This is a genomic window from Rosistilla carotiformis, from assembly GCF_007753095.1.
Taxonomy (GTDB): Bacteria; Planctomycetota; Planctomycetia; order Pirellulales; family Pirellulaceae; genus Rosistilla; species Rosistilla carotiformis.
Map to the genome: position 1 here is coordinate 7,259,940 of NZ_CP036348.1, position 11,804 is coordinate 7,271,743.

The 11,804-nt window shown below is 60.0% G+C and carries 10 protein-coding genes; 5 read left to right on the forward strand and 5 right to left on the reverse strand.

Annotation, left to right across the window (positions count from 1 at the left end):
* Positions 1-88 precede the first annotated feature (88 nt).
* From Poly24_RS26100 to Poly24_RS26115, 5 genes are all read left to right on the forward strand, one after another.
* Positions 89-466 carry a hypothetical protein gene (locus Poly24_RS26100; protein WP_145102404.1) on the forward strand — a complete coding sequence of 126 codons (378 nt, stop codon included), beginning with the start codon at positions 89-91 and terminating at the stop codon, positions 464-466.
* Positions 467-572: 106 nt separating this feature from the next.
* Entirely contained in the window at positions 573-3,230 is a 2,658-nt protein-coding gene (gene mutS / locus Poly24_RS26105) for a DNA mismatch repair protein MutS (RefSeq protein ID WP_145102405.1), read from the forward strand.
* Positions 3,231-3,301: 71 nt separating this feature from the next.
* The gene (locus Poly24_RS26110) at positions 3,302-4,339 is read left to right on the forward strand and encodes a nucleoside hydrolase (protein ID WP_145102406.1); all 1,038 of its coding nucleotides are present in this window, start codon (positions 3,302-3,304) and stop codon (positions 4,337-4,339) included.
* Positions 4,340-4,884: 545 nt separating this feature from the next.
* Positions 4,885-5,241 carry a hypothetical protein gene (locus Poly24_RS27595; protein ID WP_231753359.1) on the forward strand — a complete coding sequence of 119 codons (357 nt, stop codon included), beginning with the start codon at positions 4,885-4,887 and terminating at the stop codon, positions 5,239-5,241.
* The gene (locus Poly24_RS26115; protein ID WP_231753679.1) at positions 5,217-6,155 is read left to right on the forward strand and encodes a carbohydrate porin; all 939 of its coding nucleotides are present in this window, start codon (positions 5,217-5,219) and stop codon (positions 6,153-6,155) included. The genes Poly24_RS27595 and Poly24_RS26115 overlap by 25 nt, the downstream gene beginning before the upstream one ends.
* Before the next feature lie 99 nt (positions 6,156-6,254).
* Here Poly24_RS26115 and Poly24_RS26120 read toward each other — a convergent pair whose 3' ends face one another.
* The 5 genes from Poly24_RS26120 to Poly24_RS26140 form a co-directional block, all read right to left on the reverse strand.
* Positions 6,255-7,217, reverse strand: coding sequence for an ABC transporter permease (locus tag Poly24_RS26120; protein WP_145102407.1), 963 nt, complete (start codon positions 7,215-7,217; stop codon positions 6,255-6,257).
* A 67-nt stretch (positions 7,218-7,284) separates the two neighbouring features.
* Positions 7,285-8,808 carry a sugar ABC transporter ATP-binding protein gene (locus Poly24_RS26125; RefSeq protein WP_231753360.1) on the reverse strand — a complete coding sequence of 508 codons (1,524 nt, stop codon included), beginning with the start codon at positions 8,806-8,808 and terminating at the stop codon, positions 7,285-7,287.
* Complete coding sequence (locus Poly24_RS26130; protein WP_145102408.1) at positions 8,805-9,791, reverse strand: sugar ABC transporter substrate-binding protein; 987 nt, start codon at positions 9,789-9,791, stop codon at positions 8,805-8,807. The genes Poly24_RS26125 and Poly24_RS26130 overlap by 4 nt, the downstream gene beginning before the upstream one ends.
* The gene (rbsK, locus tag Poly24_RS26135; protein ID WP_145102409.1) at positions 9,788-10,738 is read right to left on the reverse strand and encodes a ribokinase; all 951 of its coding nucleotides are present in this window, start codon (positions 10,736-10,738) and stop codon (positions 9,788-9,790) included. The genes Poly24_RS26130 and rbsK overlap by 4 nt, the downstream gene beginning before the upstream one ends.
* Complete coding sequence (locus Poly24_RS26140) at positions 10,735-11,781, reverse strand: nucleoside hydrolase (protein WP_145103560.1); 1,047 nt, start codon at positions 11,779-11,781, stop codon at positions 10,735-10,737. The genes rbsK and Poly24_RS26140 overlap by 4 nt, the downstream gene beginning before the upstream one ends.
* Positions 11,782-11,804 lie beyond the last annotated feature (23 nt).

Genomic DNA, 11,804 nt, shown 5'->3' on the forward strand with positions numbered 1-11,804 from the left:
GTTAAACTAGAAAACTCCGGGCTTGCTGCTTCGTCTCGGTCCGGCGGCCAATCACTTCGAAACACCTCGCGACAGAAGGTTTCAGACCATGGATGTCTCCAGCTTAATCCTCGGCGCGTTGGTGCTGTTGGCCGCGATCTTGCTCCAGTGGCGAACCCCGCAGGGGGACACTGGTGGAGAGCCCCTGAGCGAACTCGACACGCGATACTACCGCATTCGTACCCGCCGCCGCCGGATGGTCCATCTGCTGTTGGGGATCATCGGTTCGCTGAGCATCGCCGCGGGGGTGCTTGGCCAGGGGCGGGCGTTCTTTTTGATCTGGGCGGCAGTCCCTTTGGTCGTCTTTCTGATCGTGATCCTGGCGATGCTGGACGCCTATCAAACGCATCGCTATCTCGTGAAAAAACTGCCTGAAATCCAAGCGGCCAGCTTTTCCGATATCGATCCCGAAAAGGGACTGCGTTGAGTTTGGCGAGCTTGCCGGTCAGGCGGTTTGTCGGCGCGGCGGTTTCATCGCGGCGAAGCGGTGAGGCTCTGTTGAGTGTTGGCTGAGCCTGATAGATTAGGCCGCTATGACAACACCGATGATGCGACAATACGAAGAGGCGAAACAGGCGTGCGGCGACGCGATGCTGCTGTTTCGCATGGGCGATTTCTACGAGCTGTTTGCCGAGGATGCCAAGCAGGCGGCCAAGGTCCTGGGGCTGACATTGACCAGCCGCGACAAGGATTCGGCCAACCCCACGGCGATGGCTGGATTCCCCTACCACCAGCTGGATGCCTACCTGCGGAAACTGATCTCCGCCGGCTTCCGCGCCGCGGTCTGCGAACAGGTCGAAGACCCGAAAGAAGCCAAGGGCTTGGTCCGCCGCGAGGTCACCCGCGTCGTCTCCGCCGGGACGCTGACCGACGACCAATTGCTGGACCCACGCGAAGCGAACTACTTGGTCGCCGTCTACAAGCCGCCGGCGGAGTCGAAGCGGAAAGCGGCCGCCGGTGCTCCCGAAGTCGTCGGCATCGCCTGGGCCGAACTCTCCAGCGGTCGCTTCGAAGCCGGCTTGTTCCCCGCCGAACGCTTGGAGGATGAACTGGCTCGCATCGGTCCAGCCGAAGTCTTGATCCGCGAAGACGACGTCCGCACCTCGTTGGATTCGACAGCCACCTGGTCGGTGACCGGTCGCCCGGCCTGGACCTTCGCCTTCGATGAATCGATGCAGCTGCTGTGCCGCCAATTTGGCGTCCGCAGTCTCGAGGGCTTCGGATTCAACGACGAACACTGCCCCGCGATCCAAGCCGCCGGTGCAGTGTTGGCCTATCTGTCGGAAACGCAACGAAGTGGGCTGGACCACTTCGATTCCTTGATCGCTCACCACAACAGCCCCTCGGTCCAGATCGATGCCGCCACGCGACGCAGCCTCGAGATCACGCGGACCTTGCGATCCGGTTCCCGAACCGGTTCGCTGTTGGATGTGATCGACCAAACCTTGACTCCGATGGGCGCTCGCCAGCTGGGTGCCTGGATCGCGGCACCGTTGATCGACATCGAAGCGATCGGGCGGCGGCTCGATGCTGTCGAAGAGTTCCGGCACGGGGAACCGCTTCGCGAAAACATCCGCTCCACCCTCAAAGGCGTCTACGATCTGGCACGACTGCTGGGGCGGATCGCCACCGGACGCACCAACCCGCGCGACCTGCAATACGTCGGCAAAACGCTTGCTATGCTGCCGCCGCTGAAAGCGAAATTGACCGGCCGCAAAAGTGAACTGCTGCAATCGCTCGAACAGAACCTGCATCTCTGCCCCGAGCTGCGGTCGCGTTTGGAAGCCGCCTTGGCCGACGATTGTCCGATGTCGACAAAAGATGGCGGCTTCATTCGCGAAGGCTTTGATCCCGATCTCGACGCGCTGCGAGAACTGGCCAAGGGAGGCAAGCGTTGGATCGCGACCTACCAAGCCGAACAGATGGAGAAGACCGGCATCCAGAACCTGAAGGTCGGGTTCAACAAGGTGTTTGGGTACTACTTGGAAGTCTCCAACGCCCACCGCGACAAGGTTCCCGAGACGTTCATCCGCAAGCAGACACTGAAAAATGCGGAGCGGTTTATCACACCGGAACTGAAGGAATACGAAGAGAAGGTGCTGGCCGCCGACGACCAGGCCCAGATCCGCGAATTGAATCTGTTCGACCAATTGCGAGCCGATGTGCATCAGCACTTGCAGATCTTGCAAGTTGTTTCGGCCGCGATCGCCGATCTCGACGTCTTGGCCTCGCTGGCTGAACTGGCGGCGAAGCGGAACTATGTTCGTCCCAAGTTGACCGACGAACCGGTGATGGATGTCGAAGAGGGGCGGCACCCGGTGTTGGACGCCACGTTGCCGCAGGGTGAATTTGTTCCCAACGATATCAAGTCGTCGCCCGAAGATGGCATGGTGCTGTTGATCACCGGCCCGAACATGGCGGGTAAGAGTACGTACATCCGGCAAGTCGCGCTGCTGACGCTGATGGCTCAGGTCGGTTCGTTTGTGCCGGCCAAGTGTGCGACGATCGGCATCGCCGACCGGATCTTCGCTCGCGTCGGTGCCAGCGATGAACTCAGCCGCGGGCAGAGTACGTTTATGGTCGAGATGGTCGAAACGGCTCGGATTCTGAACACCGCCACGCCGCGCAGCCTGGTGATCCTCGACGAGATCGGCCGCGGCACCAGCACCTACGACGGCCTCTCTCTGGCCTGGGCGATCACCGAGCACCTGCACGATCAGATCGGTTGCCGAACGCTTTTTGCCACCCACTATCACGAACTGACTCAGTTGTCCGATATGCTCCCCGGCGTCGAGAATCTGAACGTCTCGGTTCGCGAATGGGGCGACAAAGTTGTCTTCCTGCATCGCATCGTTCGCGGCGGTGCGGACAAGAGTTACGGAATCCACGTCGCACGTTTGGCTGGCGTTCCGCAATCGGTGAACGAACGAGCCAAAGACGTTTTGGCTCAGTTGGAATCCGACCACCGCGACGCCTTCGATCGCCCGACGATCGCTCCGCCGGACGGCCGCAAGAGTGGCAGTGCGATGCAGATGACGCTGTTTGGTTACGTTGATCATCCGCTGGTCGATGAGCTTCGCAACCTGCAGATCGATGCGATGACACCGATCGACGCGCTGCAGATGCTGCAGCAGTGGCAGCAGAAAATTCGGGATGGCGAAGACACACCCGAGCTCTCGCGCAGCAAGTAGAATGGCGGCTGGAGCGGTCTCGCCGGAGTTCGTTCCCTCCCCCCAAAACCTACCTGACTGTGAGCCTCACCATGAAACTCCGCTCTCTCTCGACGCTCTGCATCGTTGTTGCAGCACTCACCGCCTCGAATGCGGATCAACCGGAAGAATCGTTCCAGCGTCCGGTCCGTGTGATCTTCGATACCGACATCACCGGCGACGTCGACGATGTGTTGGCGCTGGCGATGCTGCATACTTTGGCCGATCGAGGTGAATGCGTCATCGAAGCGGTCACGGTCTCGAAGATCAATCCGCTGGCAGCTCCCTTCGTCGACGCGGTCAACACGTTTTATGGACGTCCCGACATCCCGATCGGCGCGACACGCGACGCTCAAAAACGGGACAGCAAGTACCTGTCATTGGTCAAGACGCGTGATGGCGATCAATTTCGCTATCCCCACGATCTCCTCTCCAGCGAGGACGCCCCGACCGCTGTCGACGTCTTGCGGCGGACGTTGGCTGCCGCCGAAGACAGCTCGATCACCTTGGTCCAAGTTGGCCTCGCGTCGAATCTCGCCGATCTAATCGAATCGCCAGCTGACGCGATCAGCCCGCTGACGGGAACCGAATTGGTTCGCAAGAAGGTCCGTTTGGTGTCGTTGATGGCAGGCGCATTTGTGTCGGTCAACGGGAACAAACATTTTCTAGAGGCGAACGTCCGCAATGGGATCGGCGCGATGCAGCGGTTTGTCGATGGATGGCCCGACGATGTGCCGGCGATCTGGAGCGGCTATCCGATCGGCGTCGCCACGGCGTTCCCACGGGAGAGCATCGCGCGGGAGTTCGAATATCGCAAGCATCACATCGTTAAAGAAGCGTATCTGATGTACTGCGGTCCCGATCACGATCGCCCCAGCTGGGATCTGACCAGTGTCTTGTACGCCGTCCGTCCCGAGGACAACTTCTTCGGCCTATCCCCTCGCGGCCGCGTCGTCGTGGAAGACGACGGCTTCACGCGGTTTGAACCTTCGGAAAACGGCCGCGATCGCTACATGACCCTTTCGCCGAAACAGCGAATCCGCGTCATCGAGGCTCAACGCTGCCTCGTCAGCCAGCCCCCGCTGCGCTAGACGGTTTAGAGCCCCAGCAAATCGCCTTACCCAGGATGGGGAACCGATCCCGGCAGGGATCATAGACGTTAGCCGGTGGTTCGAGCGAAGCGAACACCACCGGAAATCCATAACGTCTCGGCGACAAATGGATCGCAACGCGGCCCCAGAAGGTAGCCGGTGGTTTGAGCGCAGCGAACACCACCGGAAACCCAACGACCCTCAAATCACCGCCCCCAGCGGGGGCGCACCTCGATCTGCGATCCCTCCGGGATCAACACGCGTTTCTGACGCCGCATTCCGGAGGTGCGCCGCTGCGCGACGACCTCCGGCTACCTTCTTGCATCCCTTCGGGATCGTCGCATCGGACGCAACCGCACCGCGTCGTGCCCACCGTCTGCCAAACCTCGACCGCTGCCTGGTCGCACCTCGATTGCCCTCGCGAATTGCCACAATCGTTAAAATCGGCAGGACGCTCGATGGGGAACAAACGCAAACCGATAGATAAACAAGGTGTGGAGCGAACGAGAAGAAACTTATGTCAAATCCCCAATCCCCTGCAACAAATGATGCATTCTCTTGCAAAGAGTCATGCCGCGATCGCCATCGCCAGCATCATTGCGGTAACGGGAGTCCTCTCGGTCAGAGCTGATGAGAGGAGTGTCGATTGTGACGTGGCAACATGGTGTTGTGACGATCCGACGGAAGAGGCCATCTGTCCACGGGAGTACCTATTGGGCGACTGGTGTGGCGCCCGCCCCTGCCTTCAAGATTCCGGCATCACTCCGTTTCTCTATTACGATTCGATCACTGCGGCAAATGTTGATGGTGGAATCAAGCAGACCAGGACTTTACCGGGCAGGTTTACGCGGGTGCCGATCTCGACCTGGAGACTCTACTGGGATGGAACCGCACGACGTTGAAGATCTCCACGGTCCAGCGGCACGGCGACAGCATCAGCCCATCGGTCGGCGGAATCTACGATCCGATGTGTATCTTCGGAGGACAGGTCCTTTTCCTGTACCAGCTTTGGCTGGAGAAAGAGGTTTGCGACAACTGGTCGATCAAGGCAGGTCGCGTCTCCGCAGACACCGATTTCCTGAACGATGGTCTCTACCGCTATTCGCTTAGCACGGCCATCAACGGCCCTATTCGCGCCACGCTTCTGGAAAGCACGGTCACGTCGTTTCCGTTTCCTGTTTGGGGTGGCCGCGTCAAATACACGCCCGACGACAAACATCAATTTCAAGTCGGCGCCTATCAAATCGGCGACGGCATGTTTGATTTCACCAAACATGGGCTCGACTTCAGCATCCGCAGCGACGATGGAGTTTCGATCCTGATGCAATACGACTGGACGTCGACGATTTGCGAACGTCCAACGCATCTTTTCGTCGGCGCGGTCAACTCCTTTTTTGAATTCGACAACCACGACAGCGTGGGAACCACCGACTACGTACTGCGAGTCTATGCGCATCTCGCGGTCGAGGTGGTTCCCAATCTGACCGTTTTTGGTTTCGCTGCCAATTCCGAACAGGATGAGGTCGCGTTGACGCCGCTGCAAATCAGTTTCGGCATCAACGGCAAGGGAATGTTCTCCAGTCGCCCCGACGACCACACGATGTTCTTTGCAACTTGTGGTGATCTCAGCGACGACTACGGCGATTCGATCGGTGAAGCTGTCGATCATGAAATCGTCTACGAGGTGGGGCATCGATTCCAGGTCTTGCCCTCGGCCTACATCCAGCCAGCATTGCAATACATCGTCACCCCCGGCGGCACCGGCGATATCGCGAACAGTACGGTCCTGGGCGCGTGGGTCGGCGCAACATTTTGATACTACCGAAGGGCATGGTGCCTACACATACATCACGTGAACTCTGCGTTCTCGGCGGCTCTACGTTTAAAAATGATCGCCTTCAAATCCGCAGGAGCATCAACTGGCGGCGGTGTTGCCCCAGCGGCTGCGAATCGCATCCAGCAAGACGGCGACGACGATCACACTGCCGGTGATGATCTGTTTCATCGGGTCGGAAACGCCGATCTGAGCCAGCCCCGTTTGCAGGACGGCGATGATCAGCACGCCTAAGAACGAATTGATCACGTTGCCGCGGCCGCCCATCAGGCTCGTCCCTCCGATTACGCAGGCGGCGATCGCGGATAGCTCCAAGCCAATCGCCGCGTTAGGGTCGGCTGTCGACAATCGCGAAGCGTAGGTCAATCCGGCCAGTCCACACATCACGCCGCTGATGACAAACACGCCGATCGCATAGGGTGCCGGGCGGACTCCCGACATCCGAACCGCTTCTTCGTTGGTCCCGATCGCGACGCAGTAACGCCCGAAAACGGTCCGCGTCAGCAGCAGTTGCCCGCCGACGACAGCGGCGATCGCCATCAGGAAAGCTGGCGACAGCGAGAGCCCAGCGATCGGCTGACCGATCGATTCGACCGCCTGCCCGATGTATTTGGTTTGCGAATCGGTAACCAGTTTCGTCCCGCCGCGCGCGATCTCCAGCATCCCCAACGTGACGATGAACGATGGGATTCTTGCCAGCACCGAAACGCAACCGTTAAACAATCCGCAGGCCGCGCCGGCCAGGATGCAAAACGGAATCGATGCCCACAGCGACCATTGCCAATCGACCATCAAGGCGCCTAAGACCGCAGAGGAGAAGGCGAGGATCGAACCGACCGACAGATCGATCCCACCAACGACCAAGACCAACGTCATCCCAACGGCGACCAGAGTCAGGTCGGGGATCTGGTTGGCGATCGAAATGAAGGTGCGGGCTTGCAGGAAGTTCTCGCTCGACGAAGCGAACACAACAATCAGCAACGCCAGCACGCCCAGCAGGCCGGCGTATTGGATCAACGAACGATAGGCGGCGGTGTTTTTCATCGAGGCGGTAGTTGTCGGGTTGGATAAAGCAGCTTGCGACGCAACAGGCTTTCGGCAATCGAGATGGTCAGCCGACAGCAACAGTGTCTGGGGATGCAAAGGCGGCTTGCATGATCTGTTCCGTCGACCAATCGCTGCGAGCGAAACTGGCGACCAATCTGCCTGCCGACATGACGGCGATCCGGTCGCAGGTTTCCAGCAGTTCTTCCAGATCACTGCTGACGATCACCAGCGACTTTTCCTCGCGAGCCAAGGTTTCGAACAGCCGATAGATCCGCCGCCGCGCGGCGACGTCGATCCCACGCGTCGGTTCGTCGAACAAAAAGATATCGGCATCGCGGACCAACCACTTCGCCACGGCAACCTTTTGCTGGTTGCCGCCGCTGAGTGTCCCAACGGTCTGTTCGATGCTAGTGCAACGCGTCTCCATCGACTCGCGCATCCGATCGGCCATCTGCCGTTCAGCGGCACCGCGGATCCATCCACCCGCGGAAAAGAGTCGGTTCATCGAGGCGAGGGTCGTGTTGGCGCGGATCGATTGGGACAGCAACAGTCCGTTTTCCTTGCGGTCTTCGGTCACCATCGCCAATCCCGCCGCAACCGCATCGCTCGGATCGGCGAAGCGACGCGGCGTCGATTCGTCGTTGAGGTAGACTGCGCCGCTATCGGCGCGATCGGCGGCAAAGATCAGTCGCAGCAGTTCGGTTCGCCCGGCGCCGACCAGCCCGGCGATTCCCAAGCGTTCGCCACGATTTACCGAAAACGAAACGTCGCGAACCCAGCGACCGCGCGACATTCCTTCGACTCGCATCGCAACACGATCGGTTTGATGCGACACATACTCGTCGCCCGCCTGGTTTTCGGTGCTTTCACCGGTCATCAGGTCGACCATCGCATCACGGTCGACATCGGCAGTCTGCCGTGTGCAGATGAACTTTCCATCGCGGAGGACCGTGATCCGGTCGGAGAGCCTCGCCACTTCGTCGAGTCGATGCGAGATGTAGATGATCCCGACGCCTTGTTGCCGCAACTTGTTCAGCCACGTGAAGAGCGTTTCGGATTCACCAGCGCTCAACGCCGCTGTCGGTTCGTCGAGGATCAACACACGGCAATCGCGATCTAGCGCCGTGGCGATCTCGATCATCTGCTGCCGCCCCACGCCCAATGAACCAGTGATCGCGTGGGTGTCGATCTCTTGCAAGCCGAAGCGATCCAAGGCGATTCGGGCGCGGCGGTGCAGTTCGCCCCGATCGACGACGCCAAACCGAGCGGGCAAGCGGCCGATCATGATGTTTTCAGCGACCGAGAGCGTGGCGATCTGGTTTAACTCTTGTTGGACGATCTGCACGCCGGCCGCCTCGGCGGCCCGTTTGTTCTCCGGCGCAAAAGCATGGCCAGCGATCTGCATCGTCCCGGAGGTCGATCGCGTCAAGCCGGCGATGATCCGGCACAGGGTGCTTTTGCCCGCCCCGTTCGCGCCCAGCAGCGCATGGATCTCTCCGGCGTGGAAATCGATCGACACATCGTCCAAGACCTTGACCGCATAACGTTTGGTCAGGTTTCGGACCGAAAGCAACAGCGGGTCACTCACTGGGCCAACGTCTCTTTGGTGACCAGATCGACAGGCGTCTGAACGTCTTCGGTCGCCGCCGCCGGATCCTTCAAAATCTTCAGCGCCGTCTCGATCCCATAGACCGCCAGTTGGTCGCCGTGCTGATCCGCTGTGGCCAAGACCTTCTCCTCGCGGATCAATTGCTGAACCGCGCCGATGTTGTCGAAACCGACAACCAGAACTTCGCCCGTTTTGCCAGCCGACTTGATCGCCGCCACAGCGCCTAGCGCCATCGAGTCGTTGGCCGCCAGGATCGCTTTGATCTGCGGATGTTCGCTGAGCATCGAAGCGGCGATCGTGTTCGCCTTGTTCGTTTCCCAGTCGGCCGATTGGCTGCTGGCGATTTCCATCCCAGCCTGCTTCATCGCCGCTTCGAATCCGAGTCGACGTTGGATCCCGTTGAAGGCGGTCGTCTTTCCTTCGAGGACTGCGACCTGATCCCCTTTGGCGAGCGAAGCGGCCAGCAGATCGCCGACCTGTTTTGCGCCGGCTTGGTTGTCGGGACCAACAAACGGAATCGTCACCTTTTCCGACTTCAGCACTTCGGCATCCAGGCGATTGTCGATGTTGACGACAACCACGCCAGCCTGCTGAGCCTTGCGAAGCGCCGGGACCAACGCTTTGGAATCGGCCGGAGCGATCACGATCGCGTCGACTCCCGCCGCCACCATCTCGTCGACCAACGCAACTTGGCGGCCGAGATCGGATTCATCTTTGATGCCGTTGACCAGCAGTTCGTATTGATCGCTGTTCGCCGCTTGGTGTGCTTCGGCTCCCTTTTCCATCGTCGAAAAGAATTCGTTCGCCAGCGACTTCATCACTAATGCGATTCGCGGCTTGCCCGCCGCGGCGGGATCGGCCGATTCGTTGGTCGCGGTTTTGGAACTGCATCCGCCGGCCAACACCATCATTGCGATTGCCGAGAGGATCAACGGCAGGGAGCGTCGTTTGTTCGTTTTCATGATTTTTGACTTTGCAAGATTTGATCGATTTCAGTTCGTGTCGGCATGCCCGGCTGAGCTCCGGAGCGTGTCGCGGCCAATGCGCCGGCGACGGCAGCAAAACCGGCGGCTTCAAACAAGTTGGCTCCTTCGGCCAAGCGAACCGCCAACGCGCCGGCAAACGCATCGCCAGCAGCTGTCGTGTCGACCGGATCGATCGGCGTCGGATCGATCCGCCGAATTGTCGTCCCATCGCTAGCGACCGCGCCGCGCGACCCAAGCGTCAGGATCACCTGCCGGGCTCCTCGAGCGTGCAGGCTGGCGATCGCGCGATCGATCTCTTCGTCGCTTGAAACCGGATGCCCGACGATCGCCTCGGTCTCCGATTCGTTGGGGCAGATCAGATCGACTTGCAGTAGCGAGTCGTCCAACGTCGCTGGCATCGGAGCGGGGTCCAGCACGATCCTGACTCCGGCTTGTCGCGCGACCTCGATCGCGGCTTGGACGGTTTCGATTGGGACTTCCAGTTGCAGCATCAGCACATCGGCGGCGCAGATCCTATCGGCAAACGTCGCGACATCGGCTGGGGACAGCCGCGCGTTGGCCCCGGGAACGGCGACGATCGAGTTTTCGCCGCTGCTTTCAACAGCCACGATCGCCAGCCCGCTGGGCGTTTCCGTTGTGGGGAGCACTCCATCCGTAGCGACTTGTTCGCGTTGTAGGTTCTCGACCAAGCGGCTCGAAAACGCGTCGTCACCAACGCGGCCGATCATCGACACGTTGCCGCCAGCTCGCGCAGCGGCGACCGCTTGGTTGGCCCCTTTGCCGCCGGGAACTTCCGCCGACGAATCGGCGATGATCGTCTGCCCCGGCCGCGGCAATTGACTGCAACGGATCACGAGATCCATGTTGATCGAACCGAGGACCACGATCTGCGCCCCTCGATTCGTTGACTCAGGCGTGCTCATTGCTTCGGTGGCTCGCTGGACAACAGGACCAAGGTTTCGACGACGCGGATCTTCTGGGCGTCGGTCAGCGTCAGGTATTGATGCAAGCCATCTTCCGCCGGTGCGAAGGTCGTCAGCCCATCGTCGGCGACGGTGACCGTGCCGCGTGGGGAGAGCCCAAAATAATCGCGACCCGGACGGACGGCGATCAGCACGCTGGTCAGATCCCAAGTCGGTCGATTGTGGGGTGGCGGATTGTAAGCGATGTAGGCTTCGGCCAACGGATGATGCGGCACGTAGCCGTAATCCTGCTCGATACTTTCGTGCGGGTAAGCGACAGCCAAACCGATCTCAAAACCGCTCCAGAGGATCGGCGTTGGCCAATCGGTGGCGAGGGCTTGAGCCGCCGGAATGTCTTTGATGATGTTGTATTCCTTGTGGTCGTACGGGCCCTTGGAACCGGAGATCTTGGTGAATGCGCCAGCCATCGCCGACAGCAGGCGAACCTTCTTTTTGACAAGGGCCGTGCCGTTCAACGGGCTCACATCGTCCGGTTTTGACTTCAGCAGATCTGCTAGGTTCGTCGAAAAGCCGACTTGAGCGATCACCACGCTGCCATCCTCCGCGTCGGCCAGCGCCTTTCGCAAGACAGTCACCGCGTCGGGAGCGTCTTTGCCCGATTCCAGGTCGTGTGGGAAACGGAACTCATCGCCATCTTTGATCGATGCCAAGCCGTTGAATCGCCCGGTGCCAGGCGTCACGCCGCTGCGGCAAACGCCGATCGGAATCTCTCCGCGTCCATAAAACGTGTTGACGGCATCGGTGAAGGGAGCGGCCATCGGATCGTCTTTGGTGATCGTTACGGCCAGCAGTTCGCACTCGCCGCGAGACTGCAGCGAATGGATCATTCCCAACGCCAGCACATCGTCGACGTCGTTGCCGATGTCGGTGTCAAAGATCAACGGCACGGGACGTTTTTCATCGTCGGCATTCGAAAACGCTGGCAAGCAGCACAGCGATACCAGCAACAGCGGCAGGACGAGAGAGCGTGAACGATCGATCATCATGGGAAGAACCTCTGGGGTGT